A 22,026-nucleotide genomic window follows, 5' to 3' on the forward strand; every position below is an offset into this window, starting at 1 on the left:
GCTTACGAGTTCGAGCCCGAGCGGAAGTCTTCGGGGTTGTACTCGCCATCCGTCACGTAAACGGTCGGCGTCACGCCGCGGCCGGTCGAGCGTTCGAACTCGTCGCCATTGGCCACGATGTCAGCGGCGATGGCACTGGCAACGGGGTTCAGCGAGTTCGCCGTCGACAGCGCAACATTGTTTTCCGGCAGGTCATAGACCAGACGGTCCTGACCGTCGCGGTCGGCGTCGACGATGCTGAAGTTGTTGGCAAAGGCCGGAGCGGTCAGGCCAGCGATCAGGGCGGTGGTCAGTGCGAGGGTTTTCATTTTCAAGTTCCTTTCAGGGTCGGTGTCTTTTCAGTTTGTTGGCAGCGGGCCTGCTGCCGATGACACCGATCTGGGGGCGCAAATCGCTCACTACAATGCACAGAAGCGTGAGATGTTTGAAATGTCTGTGCATATGTGCGGGGGTCGATGTGCGGGCTTGAAAACCCGCCCCGCGCGCCGGAACGGAAAGGTTCAGCCGGGCCGCCCGGGCATGAAGGCACAGCCGTCGCTGATCAGCTCTGGCGGTGTGCGGCACAGCCCCCGCGCCACGGTCCAGGCCGCCAGAACCTTGGGCACGTAATCGCGGGTTTCGGCATAGGGGGGCACGCCCTTGTGGTTGCGTACCGCGTTCTCGCCCGCGTTATAGGCCGCCATGACCAGAACCGGGTCGCGGTCGAATTCCGACATCAGCCAGTTCAGATAGGCCACGCCGCCGCGAATGTTCTGTGCCGGATCGCCGCTGTCATTCACCCCGAACCGGGTCGCCGTGGCGGGCATCAGCTGCATCAGGCCCGTCGCGCCCTTGGGGCTGACCGCATCGATCCGCCCCGAGCTTTCGACCCCGATCACCGCCAGCACCAGCGCGGGCGAGACCTGGGTGCCGACCGTGGCCTGCAAGATCTCGGGCCCGTGACGCGACATGATCTCTTGCATGTGCTGCAGGCGGGGAGTGGCGACGTTACGGCCATTCGGCCCCTGCGACAGCGCCGTGACCGCCGCGCTGAGCCGTCCCGGCCCGGAATCGTCCAGCGCCGGAGACACTTCCTGCCAATACCAGTCATAGGCGGCACTGGTCGGCGTCCGGGGCGTCTGAGGCGGCTTGGCCGGATCGACCGTGACCGCAGGCCGTCCCGGCAGGGTCCGGATCTGAACCGTGATCCGCTTGCTGGCCCCCGGTTTGGGCGGCTTGACCCGCTTGGACACGACCTTGGGATAGGGCGGCGGATCCTCGGCCGCCGCCGGATGTGCGATCACAACCGCCAATGCTAGTGCCAAAGCGCGTTTGAAATACATGATCTACTGCTCGGTTTGTCCGTTTGCGGAAAGTTGTCGCAAATATCCGTTTCCGAGACCACAAAAAACCGCGCCCCGCTGCCCTGATTGTTCCCGACTTCGGGCAGCATCATAGGGTGAAAACACCGAAAAACATAAAATCCAACATTTTATTTTGTTATATTTCAAGAACTTAAGATAATTCTTACCAAATTCTTGATACTTACAAAAATTGACAAGACCGCGCCCAACTCTCGCCAGAATCGAACAGCAGATTACAGCCATGCCGCGATGGAAAGCGGGCCATATGAGCAACGGCCCGCAGCGATCCGGAAGGGCGAAGTGAAAATTTAGCGACGATCCTATGGAGGGATACACAATGAAACTGATGAACATCCTGAACAAATTCCACAATGACGAATCCGGCGCCGTGACCGTTGACTGGGTTGTGCTGACCGCAGCCATCGTTGGCCTGGCCATCGCCGTCATCGCAAGCGTTCGTACCGGCGTGAACACCCTGGCTTCGAACATCAGCACCGAAGTCAGCACCATCACCGTCGACAACGGCGAAGGCGAGTAATACTCGCGATCTGGTCCTGCCAGACACTGCGATGGATATGAATTGCCGCATCCCGTTGGATGCGGCTTTTCCATGTCAAAGGGCCGGAAACAGACCCTTGGCGCGCCAGAAATGCAGCCAGACATGGCCGGTGAATCACCTTCACCAAGCCCGTGTTTCGCCACATTTTCCTGGCATAAAAAATACGAGGACAGTGCGGACAGGCCGGCGGTAATAGGGGCGTTCGCGACAGACAAGGAGGGCGGCATGCGCTCGTTCGTGAAACAGTTTTTTGAATCGGAAAGTGGCGCCGTCACGGTGGACTGGGTTGTTCTGACGGCGGCGGTCGTCGGCATGGCGGTTGGCGTGATACTGCTTTTCAACAGCGGCCCGCAGAACGTGGCCAGCAAGATCAGCGATAGCGTTGCCGGGATCGGGATCGACACGGGCAATGAATAGTGCCGTAACGTCAGATCGACAAATTGTTCAGGATTGAAGGAAAATCCTGCTTTTCGTCACTGACCATCCAAGATTTCGCCGCAATTACGTGCCATTGTCCGCACGTGTTCAAAGATCGGCGGATCCGTGTGAGTGGATCGTTTGCCGCTGGGGCCACTGGTTTGGGGAAGGATAAAAGATGCGTTTGGTTTTCGGATTGGTTCTGATCGTCGGGCTTGGGCTTGCAGGTTTTGCTGTCTTCATGGCGCAGGGCTATGTGACCCAGTATAAAAGCGCCCTTGCAAGCGAACGCGCGGAGCGCGCCAAGCAGATCAAGCTGACCAAGGTGTTTGTCGCCAAGGAGCAGTTGAACTACGGCCAGCAGATCACACTGGAAAAGCTAGAACTGGTCGATTGGCCCGCCAGCAACCTGCCAGAGGGCGTCTTTGCCGATGCGGCAGTGCTGTTCCCCGAGGGCCAACCGAAATTCCGGACCGTGCTGCGGTCGATGGAAATCAACGAGCCGCTGCTGGCGCTGAAGGTGACCGAGCCCGGCGAAGATGCCGGCATCACCTCACGTCTCAGCAAGGGGATGCGCGCATTTGCGATCAAGGTCGACGTCAGTTCGGGCGTGTCGGGCTTCCTGCGCCCCGGTGACCGCGTCGACGTCTATTGGACCGGCTCGCGCGGCGACAAGCGCGTGACCAAGCTGATCGGCGCCAGCGTCAAGCTGATCGCGGTCGACCAGATCGCCGATGTCGACCGCCAGAACCCGATCATCGCCCGCACGGTAACGGTCGAAACCTCGCCCAAGCAGATTGCCGCACTGGCCCAGGCCCAGTCGACCGGCCGCTTGTCGCTGTCGCTGGTTGGCGCCGATGACGAGAACCTGACCGCTGGGGTCGAGGTCGACCAGAACGAGTTGCTGGGTATCGTCGAAGAGGTCGTTCAGGTCGAAGAACAGGAAAAGGTTTGCACCATTCGCACCCGCCGCGGTGCCGAGGTGGTGGAAATCCCGATCCCCTGCACAAACTAAAAATTCCAAACGAATTCAGATGCATATAGCGGCCGAGACATGTTCCCGGCCGCTTTTGCATTCCGGCCCGAATTCGACGGTGTTGCGGCATATCCACATAAGAACACCGCCGCAACCACTTGATTATTGAAAAAAATCTGATCCTGACGCATGGTGAACGCGAAATGGGCACGAAATGACCCGTTAATTGAGGCGTGATCAGAGAGGCAGGATCACATGAAATTCAGAACGCTTGCAAGGGCGGCCCTGTTGGGTCTGTCCGTTACGTTTACTACTGTGCCGCAGGTTGGCGCAGAAACACTGCGGGTCATGACCGGTGGTGTGTCCAGCAAACTGAACGTTCCGATGAACCGGGCCGTCGTGGTCGAAAGCGATGTCGTTTTCGCCGAACTTTCCATCGCCAACGCGGCAATCGCGGATATCTCGACCCTGTCGGACCGCACGATCTATGTCCTGGGCAAAGAGCCGGGCCGCACGACGCTGACCCTTCTGGGCGCCGATGGCGGGCTGATCGCGAATGTCGAGGTGCGCGTCACCCCCGATGTCAGCGAGCTGAAAGAGCGCCTGCGCGAGGTTATGCCCGGCGAACAGATCGAGGTGCGCCCGGCCAATGACGGTCTGGTTCTGTCCGGCATCGTTTCCTCTGCGGCATCGATCGACCGCGCGCTTGACCTGGCCCAACGCTATGCGCCGGGGCGGGTGTCGAACCTTTTGACGGTGGGTGGCAGCCAACAGGTGATGCTGAAGGTACGGTTTGCGGAAATGTCCCGCTCTGTCAGCAAGAGCCTGAGCTCCAGCGTCGGCTTCTATGACCAGAACACCGGAAGCGGCATCGCGGCAACCGGCGGCAACGGCACCTTTTCCGACGCCGACAACCTGAACACATTCCTTCCCGGTAACACGGGCACGATCGGCCTGACCCGCGAGTCCACGGGTGTTTTCCGGTTCGGGATCGGACGCGGCAGCTTCCAGATGGAGATCCTGCTGGAAGCCCTTGAAACCAAAGGCTTCGTTCGCACCCTGGCCGAACCGAACCTGACCGCTCTGTCGGGTCAGAACGCGGAATTCCTGGCCGGTGGCGAATACCCGGTGCCCGTCGCCAATGACGATGGCGATGTCAGCGTCGACTTCAAACCCTTCGGTATCCTGCTGAACTTCACCCCGCGTGTGGTCGGCAAGAACATCAACCTGCGCATGACCACCGAGGTCAGCGGCATCGACCCCACGATTTCGGTCACCAACGGCAACTTCAACCTCAACGGCTTCTCGACCCGCCGCTCGGCGACCACGGTCGAATTGCAGGATGGGGAAAGCTTCGCCATTGCCGGCCTGTTGCAGGATGATTTCACAAGCCTCAAGGGCCAGGTGCCGTGGCTGGGTGACATCCCGATCCTGGGCGCCCTGTTCCGCAGCTCGGAATTTGAGCGGGATCAGAGCGAACTGGTGATCATCGTCACCGCACATCTGGTGACACCGACCCGCGGCGAGGCGCTGGCCCTGCCGACCGACCGGGTGCGTCTGCCGTCGGAACGCGAATTGTTCCTGTTCGGCGAAGTTGCACCTGCAAACACCCGAACCGGTCCCGCGGGCGAAGTCGCCCGGCAGGATTTCAGCGGTTCCTATGGCTATGTGATGGAGTGATCAGATGCGCAAGCCAATTACACTTCTGACAGTTTCGGCCGTGATGGGCCTGAGCGCCTGTACCGGGGATTTCCATCGCGAAGCCGGTGCCAGCATCGACGAGGGCGGCTTCGGCAACCCCACGATGAACAACCACCTGGTCCACACGGGCCAGCGCAACCAGATCATCAACCTGTCGCGTCAATTCGCGGCAGAGGTCCCCTCGACCGTGAACTTCGCGTTTAACCGGGCGGAGCTGGACGAAAGCGCCCGGACCGCGTTGCGGCAACAGGCGGCCTGGATCCAGCAATACCCCTATGTGCGGTTCCGCGTTTACGGCCATACCGACAAGGTCGGGTCGGATTCCTATAACCGCTCTCTGGGCCTACGCCGCGCGCGTACGGTCGTGAACTATCTGGTTTCACAGGGTATTTCGCGCAGCCGGCTTGAAGCAGTCGTGTCTTTCGGGGAAACCCAGCCGCTGATCGTGACCGAAGGCCGCGAGCGGCGCAACCGCCGCACCGTGACCGAGGTTTCGGGCTTCCTTAAGGGTCGCCCGCAGCGTCTGGACGGCAAATATGCCCTGTTCCAGTATGAAGAATACATCACCAGTGCTACCGAACCGCATGACACCGTCATCATCGACGAAAATGCGGGTCAGACTGAAGAACGGTAAACTTCAAACAATTTCGGCTTTTCAGCCGTAATGTTGCCCAAGTTGCAAGACATCTTTTTCCGAGAGGGAGCAGCAGGCCCGACGCTGAGTCGGGCCGGGTAACTGCGGACGACCGGAAATTCATTGCCGGGACATCCGCGATTGCTATGCAATTGGAAGGATGTAAATGCAATGACGAGTACAGCAGCGCTGCAGCCGGAACCGGCACCGATCATCGCCTGCACCGTGTCCCGCGATGTCCAGAACTTCGATCTGCTGATCGAGGATATGGAAGCAGAGCTGGGCGAGGGCTGGGGCGATTTGTCGTTCGAGGATGCCGCCGCGTTCTTCGGGCAGCCCGAAGCGCAACACCTTGAATTCGTTGCAATTGCCGTCGATGAAGAGGACGAGGAACAGCTTCCCTTCATTGGCGAGCTGATCAAGAGCGCGAAGGAAAACCGCATCAAGGTGATCCTGATCGCCGAAGAGGTCAGCCCGATGGCGCTGCACCAGCTTCTGCGGCTGGGCGCCGATGACTTCGTCCCCTATCCCCTGCCCGAGGGTGCCTTGCACGAGGCGATCGAACGCCTGCAGGCCCCTGCCCCGATCCCGTCGCACAACGCCCTGACCGAGGTCCCCTCGACCCTGAAACCGACATCGGATCGCGATGGCGTGCTTTTGCCGGTACACGGGCTGGCCGGCGGTGTGGGCGGCACGACCTTTGCCGTCAACCTGGCCTGGGAACTGGCCACGATCGATAAAAAGGACCCGCCGCGGGTCTGTCTGCTGGATCTGGATCTGCAATTCGGCTCGGTCTCGACCTTCCTGGACCTGCCCCGCCGCGAATCCGTCTATGAGCTGCTGGCCGAAGCGGGCACGATGGATGCGGAATCCTTCATGCAGGCGCTGCTGCCGTTCAATGACAAGCTGCACGTCCTGACCGCCCCGGCGGACATGCTGCCGCTGGATTTCATTTCGCCGGAGGATGTGACGCGGCTTCTGGAAGTCGCCCGGGCGAATTTCGATTTCGTCGTGATCGACATGCCGTCGACCCTGGTCCAGTGGAGCGAGACCGTGCTGGCCGAGGCGCATGTCTATTTCGCGATGCTGGAGCTGGACATGCGTTCGGCCCAGAACACGTTGCGCCTGATCCGCGCGCTCAAGGCCGAGGATCTGCCGTTCGAAAAGCTGCGCTATGCCCTGAACCGGTCGCCCAAATTCACCGACCTGAACGGCAAGAGCCGCGTCAAGCGCATGGCCGAAAGCCTGGATATCGACATTGAGATCCTGCTGCCCGATGGCGGCAAGCAGGTGACGCAGGCCGGCGATCATGGCCTGCCGCTGGCCGATACCGCGGGCAAGAACCCGCTGCGCAAGGAAATCCGCAAATTGGCCACCTCGCTTTACGAGCTGAACCAGGCCGCCGAAACCGGCGAATAACCGTCCGAGGGTGAGACAGAGGCATGTTTTCGAGATATAAGAAACCCGGCACCGGCGCCCCGCAGCCAGCGGGCAAACCCGCGCCCGCCGCGACGGCACAGCCCGCCCCGGCCGCGGTCAAGCCGACCGCCGCACCGCAGGCAAAGCCGCAGATCTCCTCGCCCCGCCGTCCGGCGGCCAAAGCCGCCCCCGTCGACAAGGAGCGCAAGCGCAAGGAACGTCTGAGCGAGATCAAGGTTCAGCTGCACAAGCGCCTGCTTGAGGATCTGAACCTGGCCGCGCTGGAACGGGCCAGCGAATCCGAACTCAAATCGGAAATCCAGGCGATCTCGGCCGAGGCGCTGGACGAGATGAGCGTCGTTCTGAACAAGGACGAACGCGCCGCGCTGCATTCGGAACTGTTCAACGAGGTCATGGGCCTGGGCCCGCTGGAGCCGCTGCTTCAGGACGAGACCGTCAACGATATTCTGGTCAACGGCCCGCAGCAGATCTTCGTCGAACGCGAAGGCAAGCTGCAGCTGACGGACATCACCTTCAAGGATGAAAAGCACCTGTTGCGGATCATCGACAAGATCGTGTCGGCCGTGGGCCGGCGGGTCGATGAATCGAACCCCTATGTCGACGCCCGCCTGGCCGATGGCTCGCGTTTCAACGCTATGGTCCCGCCGATTGCGGTGGATGGCTCGCTGGTGTCGATTCGTAAGTTCAAGAAAGAAAAGCTGGCGATCGACGACCTGGTGAAATTCGGCGCCTTTACCGAGGAAATGGCCGCGTATCTGCAAGCCGCCGTCGCGTGCCGGCTGAACGTCATCGTGTCGGGCGGTACCGGTTCGGGCAAGACGACCACGCTGAACGCGCTGTCCAGCTTCATCGACGATTCCGAACGCATTCTGACGATCGAGGATACGGCCGAACTTCAGCTGCAACAGACCCATGTGGGCCGAATGGAAAGCCGCCCCGCCAACGTCGAAGGCAAAGGCGCGGTCACCCAGCGCGACTGTCTGCGCAACGCGCTGCGGATGCGTCCCGACCGCATCATCGTGGGTGAGACCCGCGGCGAGGAAGTGATCGACATGCTGCAGGCCATGAACACCGGCCACGACGGCTCGATGACCACGATCCACGCCAACAGCGCCCGCGACGGGGTCAGCCGTCTGGAAAACATGATCGCCATGGCCGGGATCGAAATGCCGCTGAAAGCGGTGCGGTCGCAGATCTCCAGCGCTGTGAACCTGATCGTGCAAGCCAGCCGCCTGCAGGACGGTTCGCGCCGGATGGTTTCGGTGACCGAGATCACCGGGATGGAAGGCGAGGTGATCTCGATGCAGGAAGTTTTCCGCTATGAACGCCTGGGTCTTGGCCCCGAGGGCAAGATCATCGGCCGGTTCAACGCCACCGGCGTGCGCTCGCATTATTCGGAACGCTTCAAACAGTGGGGCTACGACCTGCCGCCCTCGATCTTTGAACCCATCGCCGCGGAGTAAGCCAGATGCAGATCAGTGCGGAACCGATTATTTATGGCCTGATTTTCGTGGCGGTGCTGGTCATCGTCGAAGGCATCTATCTGACCGTCTTCGGCAAGTCGATCAGCCTGAACAACAAGATCAACCGCCGGCTGGAAATGCTGGAAAAGGGCGCCGCCCGCGAAGAGGTGCTGGAACAGCTCCGCAAGGAGATGAGCCAGCACATGTCCTCGAAGGGCATTCCGCTTTATTCGCTGCTGGCCGACAAGGCGCAGAAGGCCAACATCGCCTTCTCGCCCAAGGCGCTGGTGATGATCATGGTGCTGGTCAGCATCATCGCCTTTCTGGGCCTGACCATCGGCACCGCCGCGTCGCTGCCGGTGCGGGCGCTGGTGTCGGTCGTGATGGGCTTTGGCGGCGTCTATGTCTGGATCAACGGCAAGGCCAAGAAGCGCCTGAGCATGATCGAGGAACAGCTGCCCGATGCGGTCGAACTGATGGTGCGCAGCCTGCGTGTGGGGCACCCGTTCAGCTCGGCCATCAGCATCGTCGCGAAAGAAGTCGCCGATCCGCTGGGATCGGAATTCGGCGTGATCGCGGACGAGGCCGCCTATGGCCGCGACATTTCGGACAGCCTGAAGAACCTGGCCGAACGCATGGACATGCAGGATTTGCGCTTTCTGGCGGTTGCCGTGACCATCCAGCAGCAATCGGGCGGTAACCTGGCCGAGATCCTGGAGGGTCTGGCGCGCGTGATCCGCGCCCGGTTCAAGCTGTTCCGCCGCGTGAAGGCCATCACCGCCGAGGCCAAGTGGTCGGGCATGTTCCTGTCGGGCTTCCCGATTGCGGCGATGCTGATGATCAGCGTGCTGAAGCCCGACTATTACGACAAGGTCAAGGATACGGCCTATTTCATTCCGGCCGCTCTGGCGGTGGGGACTTTCCTGGTGATCAACGTGATCTTCATGAAGGTCATGGTCAACATCAAGGTCTGAGGGGGCCGTCATGTTCGAACAGATCAACACGCTTCTGCTGGAAAAATTCGGCGAGCTGGGCCCGCTGATCGCGGTGGGGATGCTGGGCATCCTGCTGGTCCTGCTGACCCTGCCCACCCTGCTGAAAAAGCAGAAGGACCCGCTGGACAAGCTGAAGCAATCGGCCAAGCCGCGCGCATCGACCGCCGACAAGAGCGACGACGAGGTCAAGGCGCTGCGCCAGCGGTCGAAGGCCGACAAGCTGGACAAATACGCCACCTTCCTGGAGCCCAAGACCGAAGAGGAAATGTCCGCCGCGCGGCTGAAGCTGATGCAGGCCGGCTATCGGTCGAAATCCTCTGTGCGGACCTTCCACTTCGCGCAGATGGCACTGGGGCTTGTGTTCCTGCTGCTGGGGATCCTCTATGTCGTGATTGCCAGCGCGACGGGCGAAGTGTCGACGCAGAAGATGGTTCTGTCGGTCATCATCCCTGGTGCGGTGGGCTATTACCTGCCGAAATACTGGGTCAAACGCCGCCTGCAGGCCCGTCAGGAAGAAATCACCAACGGCTTCCCCGACAGCTTGGACATGATGCTGGTCTGTGTCGAAGCCGGCCAGTCGTTGGACCAGTCGATCATCCGCGTCTCGCAAGAGATCAAGGCCGGCTACCCTGCCCTGGCCGAGGAATACGAGGTCGTGGCCCACGAGATGAAAGCGGGCAAGGACAAGGTGTCGGTCCTGAAGGACATGGGCGAACGCTGCGGTGTCAGTGACGTTTCCTCCTTTGTCACCGTGCTGATCCAGTCGGCCAGCTTCGGTACGTCGATTGCCGACGCGCTGCGCGTCTATGCCGACGAGATGCGGGACAAGCGCGTGATGCGGGCCGAGGAAAAGGCCAACGTCCTGCCGACCAAGCTGACCCTGGGAACCATGATGTTCACGGTTCCGCCATTGATGATCATTCTGCTTGGCCCCTCGGTCCACGAGATCTATACCACCTTGTCGACGGCGAATTTCTAGGGTGGCATGACAAGGTTACGATTTGGGCTTGCGGCGCTATGCCTGTTGGCCGCCTGTCAACAGACAGGCGGCCTTTCGCAACTGAACGAAGGCCCCGAGCCGCCCAAGGGCACGCCCGAAGTGACCGAGGCCGTCGATGGCCTGATCGTGGGGCATCGCCTGATGGCGTTCGGCGAATACGAACTGGCGCTCAAGGCCTATTACCGCGCCGCCGCCGAACGGGGGCTGGATGTCGATATCCTGTCGGCGCTCGGCTCGGCCAACCTGCGGCTGGGGCGTCTGGGCCAGGCCGAGGGCCTGCTGCGCCGCGCGATCGAGGCCGACGAACGCTTCGTCCCCGCGTGGAACAATCTGGGCGTCGTTCTGATGGAGCGCAACGAAACCGGCGAGGCCCGCCGCGTGTTCGAGACCGCCTTTGCGCTCGATAGTGGCAGATCTGCTCAAATTCGCGAAAATCTGCGCTTGGCTATCGCAAAATCGGAAAATCCCGCGTATACAGAAACCAATAAAGATAATTTCGATTTGGTGCGGCGGGGCAGCGGGCGTTACCTTCTTCTCTCCACACCGTGAGGACCGAGCAGTAAGAAGGACGCAAAAATGCGCCACTTTCTTTTTGTACCGCTGTGCCTGGGCACGGCGATTACATTGGCAGGCTGTACCAAGGATCGCGATGCCGAGGTCGAGCGCGCCGTTCAGGACGTGATCACCACGGACGAGAACAACCTGAATTCCATCATGCTGACCGTGGCCGACCCCGAAGAGGCCGTCAGCTATTTCAAGCGCGCCTCGGCCGAGCAGCCCGACAAGATCAGTTTCCGCCGGGGACTGGCGCGGTCGCTGATCCGGGCCAAGCACAACACCGAAGCCGTCGGTGCCTGGAAAAAGGTGGTCGAGCATAAAGAGGCCACCAATGACGACAAGGTGGAATATGCCGATGCCCTGATCCGCGCCAGCGAATGGGACCACGCGGAAACCGTCCTGAACGGCGTCCCCCCCACATTCGAGACCTTCAAACGCTATCGGCTCGAGGCGATGGTCGCCGACAAGAACCAGGCCTGGGACAAATCCGACAGTTTCTATGAGACCGCCATCGGCCTGACGACGCGGCCGGCCACCACGCTGAACAACTGGGGCTATTCCAAGCTGTCGCGCGGCGATTACGGCGGGGCCGAGAAGCTGTTCATCGAGGCGATCGGCTACGATCAGAACCTGTTCACCGCCAAGAACAACCTGGTTCTGGCCCGTGCGGCACAGCGCAATTACCAGTTGCCGGTGATGCCCATGGATCAGACCGAACGTGCGCAGCTTTTGCACACCATGGCCTTGTCGGCGATCAAGCAGGGCGATGTCGCCACCGGCAAGGGCCTGCTGGAAGAGGCCATCGACACCCACCCGCAGCATTTCGACGCCGCCGCGCGCGCGTTGAAAGCGCTGGATTCAAACGTCAAGTTCTGATCCATGGCGCTTTCGGCCAGCGCGGCCCTGTGGTTCCTGCCCGGGGTAATCCCCATCGCGCTTTGGGTCGCGTGGAGCGACCTGAGCGCGATGCGCATCCCCAACAAAACGGTCTATCTGCTGGTCGCGGTCTATGCCGTGACCGGCCTGATCGCGCTGCCGCTGGAAACCTATCTGTGGCATTGGGTGCATCTGCTGGTCGTTCTGGCGGTGGGGTTCGTTCTGAACATCGCGGGTCTGGTCGGGGGCGGTGACGCGAAATTCGCCGCCGCCATGGCCCCCTTCATCGCGCTGGGGGATCTGGGCTGGTTCCTGGTGCTGTTCTCGGTTTCGATGCTGTCCGCCCTCGCCTGTCACCGCGCCGCGCGCGCGGTTCCGGCCCTGCGCAACCTGGTGCCGCATTGGGAAAGCTGGACACGCAAGGAATTTCCGATGGGCCTGCCGCTGGCGGCCTCGCTGGTGTTCTATCTGGCGCTGGTGGCGCTGCGCGCCGCCTGATTTGGCCGCAGCCGCGCCCAAGTGTTGCCACAGGTCCCGGCTACAACGCGACTGATAAGCCTTCATTAGGGTCCTGTGATGAACATTCAGACCAACGCGGTCGTTGCACCGCCCGCGCCGCGCAGCCTGGAACAGATGCGCCTGCCCATCGTGATGATGCGCGACATCCTGTTGAAGACGATCTTTCGCAAGAATGTCGAGGTCGTGTCCGAGATCGCCAAGTCCATCAGCCTGCCGATCCCGGTGACGCAAGAGCTGGTCGACATGGCCCGCACCCAGAAGCTGATCGAGGCGACCGGCACCCTGCACGCCAATTCGGGCGGCGAGATGGGCTATCAGCTAACCGACAGCGGCAAGGCCCGCGCGCTGGATGCGCTGAGCCAGTCGGAATATTACGGGTCGATGCCCGTCCCGCTGGAGGTTTATGCCGAACAGGTCAAGCGCCAGTCGATCAAGAACATCCAGATCACCCGCGAAGAGCTGACCGGCGCGATGGGGCATCTGATCCTGCCGAACGAGCTGCTCAGCCATCTGGGCCCGGCGGTCAGCTCGGGCCGGTCGATCCTGATGTATGGCCCCCCGGGCAACGGTAAATCGTCGATCTCGAACGGGATCCGCGACGCGTTGGGCGACAAGATCTATATCCCGCGTGCCATCGAATATTCCGGCCAGGTCATCACCGTCTATGACCCGATCGTGCATTCCGCGGCCGAGGAACAGGAAGACGACCCCAATTCGCTGCGCCGCACCTCGGGGCGGTATGACACGCGCTATGTGCTGTGCGAACGCCCGACCGTGGTGACGGGCGGTGAGCTTTCACTGTCCATGCTCGACCTGGTCTATAACCCCACCGCGCGCACTTATCAGGCGCCGTTGCAGCTCAAATCCTCGGGCGGGGTGTTCATCGTGGACGACCTTGGACGTCAGGAAGAGCCGCCGCAGGCGCTGGTCAACCGCTGGATCGTCCCGCTGGAAGAAGGCCGCGATATCCTGGCGCTGCAATCGGGCGAAAAGTTCGAGGTCCCCTTCGACACGCTGGTGATCTTCTCGACCAACTTCCACCCGAACGAGATCTTCGACAAGGCGGCCCTGCGCCGGATCTTCTTCAAGATCAAGATCGACGGCCCCTGCCAGGAAGATTACCTGAAGATCTTCGCCCTGGTCGCGCGCAAGAAGAAGATGCCGCTGAACGAAAAGGCGCTGGTCTATCTGATGAAGGAAAAATATCCGACCATCGACAACATCTACGCCAACTATCAGCCGGTCTTCCTGATCGACCAGATGATCGCGATTTGCGAGTTCGAGGGGATCCCTTATCAGATGTCGCCCGAGCTGATCGAACGCGCCTGGGCGAACATGTTCGTCAAGGACGAAAAGATCGTGCACTGATCCCGCACGGGACAAGGGAACGGTTATCAAGGGGCGTCCGGTCGGGCGCCCCTTTTCCATGTCATTCGGCAAACAGGATGTTCAGGATCTGGCCCTCGCGCGCGCGGTCGCCATCCGACAGGCTGGCAATCGTGTCCTGCCCCGTGGCGGGGATGCCCGCAGACTGCAACGCGTCCAGCGCGGCTTGCAGGTCCCGGTCGGTCAACGCCACGACCGACGCCACATCCGCCCGCCCCAGCGCCCCCATCGCGGCCCGCACCGGGCTGTCGCCCGCGCCCGAGCCGGTCGGCACAAAGGACGCCGCCAGCACCACCACGCCCAACCCCATCACCGCCTTGGCCAGCGGCCGTTTGAAATAGGTGGTAAAGGCCCGCCAGTTTAGCACCAGATGCGCGCCCACCCCGATCACCATGGCCCAGCCCGCCCATTCATGCACGGTCTTGTTCAGCCCGCTGTTAAGGTGGAAAAACATCAGGCTGCCGGTCACGGACATGATCAGGAACGCGCCGACGGTCAACGGGGTGGCCCAACTGCGTAAAGTCATTTCTCAATCCTCGGTTCAACTCTGGTCTGACACGGGCGCGGCGGATTTTTCCGTCGCGCGGGATGTGCTTTTTCCGGGCGCGGGCTACTGTCCTGCCATGACCGATTTGCCACCGCGATTTCACGACTGGTTCGCCCGCCACGGACGGGTGCCGCACCCACACCAGCTGGCGCTGCTTGCGCGCGCGACCGACCCCGCGCTGCTGCTGATCGCGCCCACGGGCGGGGGCAAGACGCTTGCCGGATTCCTGCCATCGCTGGTGGAATTGGCCGATGGCACGCATCAGGGCTTGCACACGCTCTACATTTCGCCGTTGAAGGCGCTGGCGGCGGATATCAAGCGCAACCTGCGCACACCGATTGACGAGATGGCCCTGCCGATCCGGGTCGAGGATCGGACCGGCGACACGTCCTATACCCAGCGGCGGCGGCAGCGGGCCGATCCGCCGCATATCCTGCTGACGACGCCCGAAAGCCTGGCCCTGCTTTTGAGTTACGAGGACGCGCCGCGCATCTTCGCCGGGCTGCAACGGGTGGTGGTCGACGAGATTCACGCGCTGGCCGAAAGCAAGCGGGGCGATCAACTGATGCTGGGGCTGTCGCGGCTGCAAAGCCTGTGCCCCGGTTTGCGGCGCGTGGGCCTGTCGGCCACGGTCGAGGACCCGCCCGCCCTGGCGCGGTACCTGGCCTGTCACCCCGCGCCCTGTCAGATCATCGCGGCCGATCCCGGCCCCGCCCCCGACATCGCCATGCTGGAAACCGACGCGCCCCCGCCCTGGGCCGGTGGCGGCGGGCGCTATGCCATTCCCGCGATCCTGGATCAGGTGCGCGCGCACCGCACCACGCTGATCTTCCACAACACCCGTGCGCAGGCCGAGATCTTCTTTCGCGAGCTGTGGCTGGCCAATACCGACGACCTGCCCATCGGCATCCATCATGGCTCATTGGCCCGGGAACAGCGCGAACGGGTCGAGGCCGCGATGGTCGCGGGACAACTGCGTGCCATCGTCTGCACCGGCAGCCTGGATCTGGGGATCGACTGGGGCGATGTGGATCTGGTGGTGCAGGTGGGCGCGCCGAAGAACGTCAAGCGTCTGGTGCAACGGATCGGGCGCGCCAATCACCGCTATAACGCGCCGTCCAAGGCGCTTCTGGTGCCCGCCAACCGGTTCGAGGTCGTGGAATGTGTCGCCGCGTTGCAGGCCGCATTGGCGGGCGATCTGGATGGCGATCCGCGCGGGCCCGGGCCCCGCGACGTGCTGTGCCAGCATATCCTGGCAACGGCGGCGGCGGGCCCCTTCGACGCCGATACGCTTTATGCCGAAGTCACGAGCGCCGGCGCCTATGCCGCCCTGACCCGCGCGGATTTCGATGCGTGTCTGGAGTTTGCCGCGACCGGCGGCTATGCCCTGCGCGCCTATGACCGCTATCAGCGGCTGGTGCAGCGGGCAGATGGCCAATGGGCCTTGCGCGATCCGCGCAGCGCCAAACAAATCCGCATGAACCTGGGCACGATCATCGACGCCGACCTGCTGAAGGTGCGGATGAAGAACAGCCGCGGCGGCACCCCCCTGGGCGAGGTCGAGGAGCATTTCGCGGCCTCCCTCTCGCCCGGCGACACCTTCCTGATCGGCGGGCGCATCGTGCGGTATGAGGGGCTGCGCGAAATGACGGTCGAGGTGTCGCCCAATCCCGACCGCAAGCCCAAGGTCGCGGTGTTCGGCGGCACGAAATTCTCGACCTCGACCCAGCTATCAGCGCGCATTCTGGCGATGTTCGAAACCGGCGACTGGTCCGCCCTGCCCCGCCACACCGCCGACTGGCTGGACCTGCAACGACAGGTGTCGCAACTGCCCCGGCTGGACCGGCTGCTGGTCGAAAGCTTCCCGCATGACGGGCGCGCGCATACCTGTTTCTACGGCTTTGCCGGGCGCAACGCGATGCAGACGCTGGGGCTGTTGCTGACGCAGCGGATGGAACAGGCGGGGCTGGGGCCGCTGGGCTTTGTGGCGACCGATTACGCGGTGCTGATCTGGTCGCTGGACCCGGTCGCGGACCCCGGTGCGCTGCTGGCGCCCGAGGGGCTGCGCGACGCTTTCGATACCTGGCTTGCGGGCAATGCGGTGATGAAGCGCACATTCCGGGCGGCGGCCATCATCGCCGGGCTGATCGACCGCAACACGCCGGGGCGCCGCAAATCCGGGCGGCAGGCGACGTTTTCGTCCGACATCCTGTATGACACGCTGTGCAAATACGACCCCGGCCACCTGATGCTGGACATCACCCGCGAAGAGGCGCTGAAAGGCCTGGTGGATTTCGGCCGGATCGAGGAAATGCTGGCCCGCATCCACCAGCGGATCGACCACCGGCAGCTTGATCGCGTCACGCCCTTGGCCGCGCCGTTGTTGCTGGAAGTCGGTCGCGTGCCCATCGCCGGTCAGGGCCAGGAGCGGCTGCTGGCGGATGCCGCCGAACGGTTGCTGGCCGAGGCCGGGTTATCCTAGGGCTTGCAATCCCTGCGCGGGTGCGCGATGGAACGAAGCATGAACGAGATCGGGTTTGATTTTTGCGGCGCTGCGCTTTCTGCCCGCGCCTCGGGGGCGCTCTGGTGGCCCGACCGGCGGCTGCTGGCGGTGTCGGACCTGCATCTGGGCAAATCCGACCGGATCGCCCGGCGCAGCGGCGCGTTTTTGCCCCCCTATGAAACCCGTGACACGCTGCACCGGTTGCAGGCCGAGATCGACGCGCTGTCGCCCGCGACCGTGCTGTGCCTGGGTGACAGTTTCGACGATCTTCAGGCTGCCGCGCATCTGGATGCGGATGACAAATCGCAACTGGCGCGCCTGATGGCCGGGCGCCGCTGGATCTGGGCCGAGGGCAACCATGACCCCGGCCCGGTCGATCTGGGCGGCACGCATCTGGCCGAACTGGACGCGCCGCCGCTGGTCTTTCGCCACATCGCGCAACCCGGCGCCCGGGCCGAGGTTTCGGGTCATTACCACCCCAAGGCGCGCGTGGCACTTGGCCGTCACACCATCGCACGGCCCTGTTTCCTGATGGATGCGGATCGGCTGATCCTGCCGGCCTTCGGCACCTTCACCGGCGGGCTGTCCTGTGGTGCCGAACCGTTGAAATCGCTGATGCGCGGGGATGCACGGGCGTTCCTGCTGGGTGCCACGATGGTCGCCCTGCCCGCGGCCGCGGCGCTTTGACCCGCTGCTAGGGGCGGTTCAGCAACCCGTCCTCGACCGGTTTGCGAAAGCTGCGGCTGACCGGCACCTCGGCCCCGTCGCGCATTTGCAGGAACAGCCGGCTCTTTTCCGTCCGGTGACCGGTCACAGCGCCCCGCGCGACCCAGTGCGAGCGGTGCACCTGCATGCCGTCGGCGCCGTCCAGCTCTTTCAACGCGTCGGAAAACCGCATCAGCAGATCGGTTTCCCCCGCATCGGTCACAAGCCGCACGTAATGATCATCGACCGACACACGATAGATCGCACCGCGCGCCTCAGGCGCGACGCGATCCAGCAGGCGCGGCTGGATCGGCGGCGGATCGTCGGGCGGTGGCGCGGGGGGCGGGTCGGGTTCCGCGACGGGCAGACCTTCCGCATTGGGCAGCAATTGGCGCGAGGCACTGACCGACACCGCAATCACGAACACCATCACAGAAATCTCGTGCAGCGGCGGCACATGCGCTTCGTGCAGATCTGCAATCGAATGGGCGAGCAACGTCAGCGGCAGTGCCAACAGCAATGTCACCAAAAAAGACGCAATCAGGACCGGCCGCCAATAGCCCTGTTCGGCATCCTTGGACTGGACCCAGACCCGGATCGCGGTCCCCGCCGCGATCGAGATGCCGACCACGCTGGCCCAGAACACCAGGCGAAACCCGAGGCTGAAGCTATCATAGGTGCCGAAGGGACCGGCATAGGCCACCAGACACGAGGTCATCGCCCACGTCAGATACAGCGACGGAGACCGAAAAGCCTGTTTCAATCCTGCAATCTGCACACTCATAACTCACCGGATATCGGCTCCGCGCAAACAGAAAAGGGGAGGATGCCTCGGTCGTTCCCCGCTTGATCCGTTCGCACCGGTTACTTATTCAAACACAGGGATTTACGCAATATTGCCTTTGTTGGCGTCCCGCAGAGGGCAGATGACCGCCGAAACCGGGGGCGACGGTGGGGGAAGACCCCCATTGAAACACCCCCACCGAAAACCCCGCCAACTGTTTCAGGCGGTCAGCCCCTCGGGTTCGGCCAGACCATGCGCGCGGCAACAGGCGGTGACGGTATTGGCCAGCAGACAGGCGATGGTCATCGGGCCGACGCCGCCCGGCACCGGGGTGATCGCGCCGGCCACCTGCGCCGCGCTGTCAAAGGCCACATCGCCCACCAGCCGGGTCTTGCCCGGCCCCTTTTCCGGTGCGTCGATGCGGTTGATCCCCACATCGATCACCGTGGCGCCGGGCTTGATCCAGTCGCCGGTGACCATCTCGGGCCGGCCCACGGCGGCCACCAGAATGTCAGCCGTCCGGCACAGCGTATCGATATCCTTGGTGCGGGAATGGGCGATGGTCACGGTGCAGCTGTCGCGCAGCAGCAGGTTCGCCATCGGCTTGCCGACGATGTTAGACCGCCCGACCACAACCGCGTTCAGCCCCGACAGCGCCCCCAAATGGTCGCGCAGCATCATCAGGCAACCCAGCGGCGTACAGGGCACCATCGCCTTCTGCCCCGTGCCCAGCAGCCCCACGTTCGAGATATGGAACCCGTCCACATCCTTGGCCGGGTCGATGGCGTTGATCACCAGATCCTCGTTCAGATGCCCCGGCAGCGGCAGCTGAACCAAAATGCCATGCACCGCCGGATCGGCGTTCAGCCGGTCGATCAGCGCCAGCAGGTCGGCCTGTGATGTGTCGGCGTCCAGCTTGTGCTCGAACGATTTCATGCCGACCTCGACCGTCTGCTTGCCCTTGTTGCGAACATAGACCTCGCTCGCCGGATCTTCGCCCACCAGCACGACGGCCAGGCCGGGGGTGATGTGATGCACCTCTTTCAGCCGCGCCACATGCTCGGCCACCTTGGCCCGCACCTTTGCCGCAAACGCTTTGCCATCAATGATCTGTGCCGTCATTTCCCTGCCTCTTTCCTTCGGTCCGCAGCCTGCGTTGCCTTTGCCTAAGCCAGCGCAAGCCAGTGTTCAAGCGGGCTAGAACAGCCCAACAACCTCGCCCGCGTCGTTCAGCCCGATCGTCTCTGCCGCGGGTTTGCGCGGCAGGCCGGGCATGGTCATGATCTCGCCGCAGATCGCAACCACGAAGCCCGCACCCGCCGACAGCCGCACCTCGCGCACCGGCACCGAATGGCCGGTGGGCGCGCCGCGCAGATCGGGATCGGTCGAAAAGCTGTATTGTGTCTTGGCCATGCAGATCGGCAAGTGGCCGTAACCGGCTTGCTCCCAGGCGTGCAGCTGGTCGCGGATCTTTGCATCCGCCTGCACCCCGTCGGCATGATAGATCTGCTTGGCGATGGTTTCGATCTTGTCGAACAGGCTCAGATCGTCGCCGTAAAGCGGCGCGAACTGGGCCTGCCCCGCATCGGCGATCTGGGCCACGCGGGTCGCCAGCGCCTCGGTCCCCTCGGATCCTTTGGCCCAGTGCTTGCACAGGATCGCCTCGGCCCCCTGAGTTTCGGCATAATCCTTGACCGCCTGCACCTCGGCATCCGTGTCGGTGACAAAGTGGTTGATCGCCACAACGACCGGCACGCCGAAGGATTTCAGGTTGCCGATATGACGGCCCAGATTGGGGCAGCCATCGACCACCGCCTGCACGTTTTCGGTGCCCAGATCGGCCTTGGCCACGCCGCCATTCATCTTCATCGCGCGCACCGTGGCGACCAGCACCACGCAATCGGGGGCCAGCCCCGCCTTGCGGCATTTGATGTTCATGAATTTCTCGGCCCCCAGATCGGCGCCAAAGCCCGCCTCGGTCACCACGTAATCGGCCAGTTTCAGCGCGGTCGTCGTCGCAATGACCGAATTGCAGCCATGGGCGATATTGGCGAACGGGCCGCCATGGACAAAGGCGGGATTGTTTTCCAGCGTCTGAACCAGGTTGGGCTGCATTGCATCCTTCAACAGGACGGTCATCGCCCCGTCGGCCTTGATATCGCGGCAATAGACCGGGCTTCGATCCCGGCGATAGGCGACGATCATGTCGCCCAGCCGCTTTTGCAGGTCCGCCAGATCGCGCGCCAGGCACAGGATCGCCATCACCTCGGACGCGACCGTGATGTCGAAACCCGTCTGGCGCGGGAAGCCGTTCGTCACCCCGCCCAGGCTGGTCACCGTATCGCGCAACGCGCGGTCGTTCATGTCCAGCACCCGGCGCCAGGTCACGCGGCGGGCGTCGATTTCCAGCGCGTTGCCCCAATAGATATGGTTGTCGATCATCGCGCTCAGCAGGTTATGCGCGCTGGTGATGGCGTGGAAATCGCCGGTGAAATGCAGGTTCATATCCTCCATCGGCACGACCTGGGCATGGCCGCCGCCCGCGGCGCCGCCCTTCATCCCGAAATTGGGACCCAGGGACGCCTCGCGGATACAGATCGCGGCCTTCTTGCCGATACGGTTCAGCCCGTCGCCCAGGCCCACGGTGGTGGTCGTCTTGCCCTCGCCAGCGGGGGTGGGGTTGATCGCGGTCACCAGGATCAGCTTGCCGTCGGGACGGTCCTGCAGCGATCTGATGAAGGCCTGGCTGACCTTGGCCTTGTCATGGCCAAAGGGGATCAGATGATCCGCCCCGATGCCCAAGGCGGCGCCGATCTCGGCAATGGGTTTCTTGTTGGCCGCGCGGGCGATCTCGATATCCGAATTGAAGCTCACACCATCCTCCCGATGACACACGCGCCGGCTCTTATGGCTATATCCCGCTGGTGGCGCTGAACCAGCGGGTTTCCGACCCCTGAACGCCTGAAATCGCCACCCCGCGTTTCGGATCGGAAATTTCGGGCGGCAAAGCGGTCACGCGGACCGCGCCTGTGCCAGATGCGGCCAGACGGGTTGGTCGGGAATGTGCAGGGTGACAGCCTCGCCCAGCCGCAGCGTGCCGGGCCGTTCGACCCAGGCGGTGACCCCGCGCCGGTTGCGCGCGGCCGCCTTGAAGCCGGGACCGTGGCCAGGGCGATCCTTGTCGATCTCGCGCCCCGGCAGCACGCAGGGGCGGTTTTCCATGTCGATCACCAGCGTGGTGCGATCCGGCCCCTGCAACCGCGACGCGGGCGGCACATGGGTGAAATCGGGGATGCCTTCGATCACCATCGACGCGCCCAGCCAGGCCGGATCGATCCGGTCCAGCCCCGCATCGGCGGCGATCAGCGCCAGCTCTTCGGCGCTGAGGACCGACAGCTGACGCACATTGGCAATCGGGGTGCCGCGCTCTGGGTGCTGGGACAGAACCCGCGAACAGGACGGGCGCGTGCGGCCCGCATGCGCCTCGTCCGCCGGACCATCCAGACCAAGCGTCAGGTGATCGGTCGGCTCCGCCCGCAGCTGATCGCCCAAGGCGCCCGGAACATGGCCCAGCCAGGTGATACGGGCGGTAAAGGCGGTGGGCTTCAATGCGGGCACGG

Annotated in this window: 22 protein-coding genes; 15 read left to right on the top strand and 7 right to left on the bottom strand. The window is 63.0% G+C overall.

Annotated features, from left to right (window positions below; all coding sequences use genetic code 11):
• Positions 1-2 precede the first annotated feature (2 nt).
• Positions 3-308 (bottom strand): hypothetical protein, encoded by a 306-nt coding sequence (locus tag CLM60_RS05990; RefSeq protein ID WP_095587995.1) that lies wholly within the window; start codon positions 306-308, stop codon positions 3-5.
• 192 nt (positions 309-500) lie between these two features.
• Positions 501-1,322, bottom strand: a complete 822-nt coding sequence (locus tag CLM60_RS05995) for a lytic transglycosylase domain-containing protein (RefSeq protein WP_095588257.1) — start codon at positions 1,320-1,322, stop codon at positions 501-503.
• 358 nt (positions 1,323-1,680) lie between these two features.
• Here CLM60_RS05995 and CLM60_RS06000 point away from each other — a divergent pair, with 358 nt between their 5' ends.
• The 13 genes from CLM60_RS06000 (at position 1,681) to CLM60_RS06060 (ending at position 13,849) form a co-directional block, all read left to right on the top strand.
• Positions 1,681-1,881, top strand: coding sequence for a Flp family type IVb pilin (locus tag CLM60_RS06000; protein WP_095588258.1), 201 nt, complete (start codon positions 1,681-1,683; stop codon positions 1,879-1,881).
• Positions 1,882-2,127: 246 nt separating this feature from the next.
• A complete protein-coding gene (locus CLM60_RS06005) occupies positions 2,128-2,319 on the top strand; it encodes a hypothetical protein (protein WP_095588259.1) in 192 nt (63 codons plus the stop codon).
• 178 nt (positions 2,320-2,497) lie between these two features.
• Positions 2,498-3,334 (top strand): Flp pilus assembly protein CpaB, encoded by an 837-nt coding sequence (gene cpaB / locus CLM60_RS06010; RefSeq protein ID WP_095588260.1) that lies wholly within the window; start codon positions 2,498-2,500, stop codon positions 3,332-3,334.
• Positions 3,335-3,550: 216 nt separating this feature from the next.
• Positions 3,551-4,975, top strand: a complete 1,425-nt coding sequence (locus CLM60_RS06015) for a type II and III secretion system protein family protein (RefSeq protein WP_095588261.1) — start codon at positions 3,551-3,553, stop codon at positions 4,973-4,975.
• 4 nt (positions 4,976-4,979) lie between these two features.
• On the top strand, positions 4,980-5,630 hold the full coding sequence (locus CLM60_RS06020; protein WP_095588262.1) for an OmpA family protein: 651 nt from the start codon (positions 4,980-4,982) through the stop codon (positions 5,628-5,630).
• Between the two features lie 171 nt (positions 5,631-5,801).
• Positions 5,802-7,049 carry a CpaE/TadZ family protein gene (locus CLM60_RS06025; protein ID WP_095588263.1) on the top strand — a complete coding sequence of 416 codons (1,248 nt, stop codon included), beginning with the start codon at positions 5,802-5,804 and terminating at the stop codon, positions 7,047-7,049.
• A gap of 23 nt (positions 7,050-7,072) precedes the next feature.
• Positions 7,073-8,533, top strand: a complete 1,461-nt coding sequence (locus tag CLM60_RS06030; RefSeq protein WP_095588264.1) for a TadA family conjugal transfer-associated ATPase — start codon at positions 7,073-7,075, stop codon at positions 8,531-8,533.
• Positions 8,534-8,538: 5 nt separating this feature from the next.
• The gene (locus CLM60_RS06035) at positions 8,539-9,507 is read left to right on the top strand and encodes a type II secretion system F family protein (RefSeq protein ID WP_095588265.1); all 969 of its coding nucleotides are present in this window, start codon (positions 8,539-8,541) and stop codon (positions 9,505-9,507) included.
• A gap of 10 nt (positions 9,508-9,517) precedes the next feature.
• A complete protein-coding gene (locus tag CLM60_RS06040) occupies positions 9,518-10,507 on the top strand; it encodes a type II secretion system F family protein (protein WP_095588266.1) in 990 nt (329 codons plus the stop codon).
• A 6-nt stretch (positions 10,508-10,513) separates the two neighbouring features.
• Entirely contained in the window at positions 10,514-11,077 is a 564-nt protein-coding gene (locus CLM60_RS06045; protein WP_095588267.1) for a tetratricopeptide repeat protein, read from the top strand.
• A 27-nt stretch (positions 11,078-11,104) separates the two neighbouring features.
• Positions 11,105-11,962 (top strand): tetratricopeptide repeat protein, encoded by an 858-nt coding sequence (locus tag CLM60_RS06050; RefSeq protein ID WP_095588268.1) that lies wholly within the window; start codon positions 11,105-11,107, stop codon positions 11,960-11,962.
• Between the two features lie 3 nt (positions 11,963-11,965).
• On the top strand, positions 11,966-12,460 hold the full coding sequence (locus CLM60_RS06055) for a prepilin peptidase (protein ID WP_095588269.1): 495 nt from the start codon (positions 11,966-11,968) through the stop codon (positions 12,458-12,460).
• A 78-nt stretch (positions 12,461-12,538) separates the two neighbouring features.
• Positions 12,539-13,849: an ATPase gene (locus tag CLM60_RS06060; RefSeq protein ID WP_095588270.1), complete on the top strand. Its 1,311-nt coding sequence runs from the start codon at positions 12,539-12,541 to the stop codon at positions 13,847-13,849.
• A 61-nt stretch (positions 13,850-13,910) separates the two neighbouring features.
• On the opposite strand, the gene CLM60_RS06065 is transcribed toward CLM60_RS06060, so the two are convergent.
• Entirely contained in the window at positions 13,911-14,393 is a 483-nt protein-coding gene (locus CLM60_RS06065; protein ID WP_095588271.1) for a DUF4405 domain-containing protein, read from the bottom strand.
• Between the two features lie 97 nt (positions 14,394-14,490).
• Between CLM60_RS06065 and CLM60_RS06070 the strand changes: the two genes are divergently transcribed.
• Positions 14,491-16,896 (top strand): ligase-associated DNA damage response DEXH box helicase, encoded by a 2,406-nt coding sequence (locus CLM60_RS06070; protein ID WP_095588272.1) that lies wholly within the window; start codon positions 14,491-14,493, stop codon positions 16,894-16,896.
• A gap of 39 nt (positions 16,897-16,935) precedes the next feature.
• Complete coding sequence (gene pdeM / locus CLM60_RS06075; RefSeq protein WP_095588273.1) at positions 16,936-17,604, top strand: ligase-associated DNA damage response endonuclease PdeM; 669 nt, start codon at positions 16,936-16,938, stop codon at positions 17,602-17,604.
• A gap of 7 nt (positions 17,605-17,611) precedes the next feature.
• Here the strand turns inward: pdeM and CLM60_RS06080 are convergent, their stop codons facing one another.
• From CLM60_RS06080 to CLM60_RS06095, 4 genes are all read right to left on the bottom strand, one after another.
• Complete coding sequence (locus tag CLM60_RS06080) at positions 17,612-18,340, bottom strand: LytTR family DNA-binding domain-containing protein (protein ID WP_176473810.1); 729 nt, start codon at positions 18,338-18,340, stop codon at positions 17,612-17,614.
• Between the two features lie 285 nt (positions 18,341-18,625).
• Positions 18,626-19,528, bottom strand: coding sequence for a bifunctional methylenetetrahydrofolate dehydrogenase/methenyltetrahydrofolate cyclohydrolase FolD (gene folD / locus CLM60_RS06085; protein WP_095588275.1), 903 nt, complete (start codon positions 19,526-19,528; stop codon positions 18,626-18,628).
• A 75-nt stretch (positions 19,529-19,603) separates the two neighbouring features.
• The gene (locus tag CLM60_RS06090) at positions 19,604-21,280 is read right to left on the bottom strand and encodes a formate--tetrahydrofolate ligase (RefSeq protein ID WP_095588276.1); all 1,677 of its coding nucleotides are present in this window, start codon (positions 21,278-21,280) and stop codon (positions 19,604-19,606) included.
• Between the two features lie 138 nt (positions 21,281-21,418).
• Positions 21,419-22,024: an MOSC domain-containing protein gene (locus CLM60_RS06095; protein WP_095588277.1), complete on the bottom strand. Its 606-nt coding sequence runs from the start codon at positions 22,022-22,024 to the stop codon at positions 21,419-21,421.
• Positions 22,025-22,026 lie beyond the last annotated feature (2 nt).

The organism is Actibacterium ureilyticum, assembly GCF_002285435.1.
GTDB lineage: Bacteria > Pseudomonadota > Alphaproteobacteria > Rhodobacterales > Rhodobacteraceae > Actibacterium_C > Actibacterium_C ureilyticum.

What these genes read in the sequence shown, in the direction of transcription:
- CLM60_RS06040 (WP_095588266.1), top strand. Translation starts at nt 9,518, where the DNA reads ATGTTCGAACAGATCAACACGCTTCTGCTGGAAAAATTCGGCGAGCTG.
- CLM60_RS05990 (WP_095587995.1), bottom strand. Translation starts at nt 308, where the DNA reads ATGAAAACCCTCGCACTGACCACCGCCCTGATCGCTGGCCTGACCGCT.
- CLM60_RS06050 (WP_095588268.1), top strand. Translation starts at nt 11,105, where the DNA reads ATGCGCCACTTTCTTTTTGTACCGCTGTGCCTGGGCACGGCGATTACA.
- CLM60_RS06070 (WP_095588272.1), top strand. Translation starts at nt 14,491, where the DNA reads ATGACCGATTTGCCACCGCGATTTCACGACTGGTTCGCCCGCCACGGA.
- CLM60_RS06060 (WP_095588270.1), top strand. Translation starts at nt 12,539, where the DNA reads ATGAACATTCAGACCAACGCGGTCGTTGCACCGCCCGCGCCGCGCAGC.
- CLM60_RS06025 (WP_095588263.1), top strand. Translation starts at nt 5,802, where the DNA reads ATGACGAGTACAGCAGCGCTGCAGCCGGAACCGGCACCGATCATCGCC.
- CLM60_RS06000 (WP_095588258.1), top strand. Translation starts at nt 1,681, where the DNA reads ATGAAACTGATGAACATCCTGAACAAATTCCACAATGACGAATCCGGC.
- CLM60_RS06035 (WP_095588265.1), top strand. Translation starts at nt 8,539, where the DNA reads ATGCAGATCAGTGCGGAACCGATTATTTATGGCCTGATTTTCGTGGCG.
- pdeM (WP_095588273.1), top strand. Translation starts at nt 16,936, where the DNA reads ATGAACGAGATCGGGTTTGATTTTTGCGGCGCTGCGCTTTCTGCCCGC.
- folD (WP_095588275.1), bottom strand. Translation starts at nt 19,528, where the DNA reads ATGACGGCACAGATCATTGATGGCAAAGCGTTTGCGGCAAAGGTGCGG.
- CLM60_RS05995 (WP_095588257.1), bottom strand. Translation starts at nt 1,322, where the DNA reads ATGTATTTCAAACGCGCTTTGGCACTAGCATTGGCGGTTGTGATCGCA.
- CLM60_RS06055 (WP_095588269.1), top strand. Translation starts at nt 11,966, where the DNA reads ATGGCGCTTTCGGCCAGCGCGGCCCTGTGGTTCCTGCCCGGGGTAATC.
- CLM60_RS06005 (WP_095588259.1), top strand. Translation starts at nt 2,128, where the DNA reads ATGCGCTCGTTCGTGAAACAGTTTTTTGAATCGGAAAGTGGCGCCGTC.
- CLM60_RS06015 (WP_095588261.1), top strand. Translation starts at nt 3,551, where the DNA reads ATGAAATTCAGAACGCTTGCAAGGGCGGCCCTGTTGGGTCTGTCCGTT.
- CLM60_RS06045 (WP_095588267.1), top strand. Translation starts at nt 10,514, where the DNA reads ATGACAAGGTTACGATTTGGGCTTGCGGCGCTATGCCTGTTGGCCGCC.
- CLM60_RS06080 (WP_176473810.1), bottom strand. Translation starts at nt 18,340, where the DNA reads ATGACCTCGTGTCTGGTGGCCTATGCCGGTCCCTTCGGCACCTATGAT.
- CLM60_RS06030 (WP_095588264.1), top strand. Translation starts at nt 7,073, where the DNA reads ATGTTTTCGAGATATAAGAAACCCGGCACCGGCGCCCCGCAGCCAGCG.
- CLM60_RS06020 (WP_095588262.1), top strand. Translation starts at nt 4,980, where the DNA reads ATGCGCAAGCCAATTACACTTCTGACAGTTTCGGCCGTGATGGGCCTG.
- cpaB (WP_095588260.1), top strand. Translation starts at nt 2,498, where the DNA reads ATGCGTTTGGTTTTCGGATTGGTTCTGATCGTCGGGCTTGGGCTTGCA.
- CLM60_RS06065 (WP_095588271.1), bottom strand. Translation starts at nt 14,393, where the DNA reads ATGACTTTACGCAGTTGGGCCACCCCGTTGACCGTCGGCGCGTTCCTG.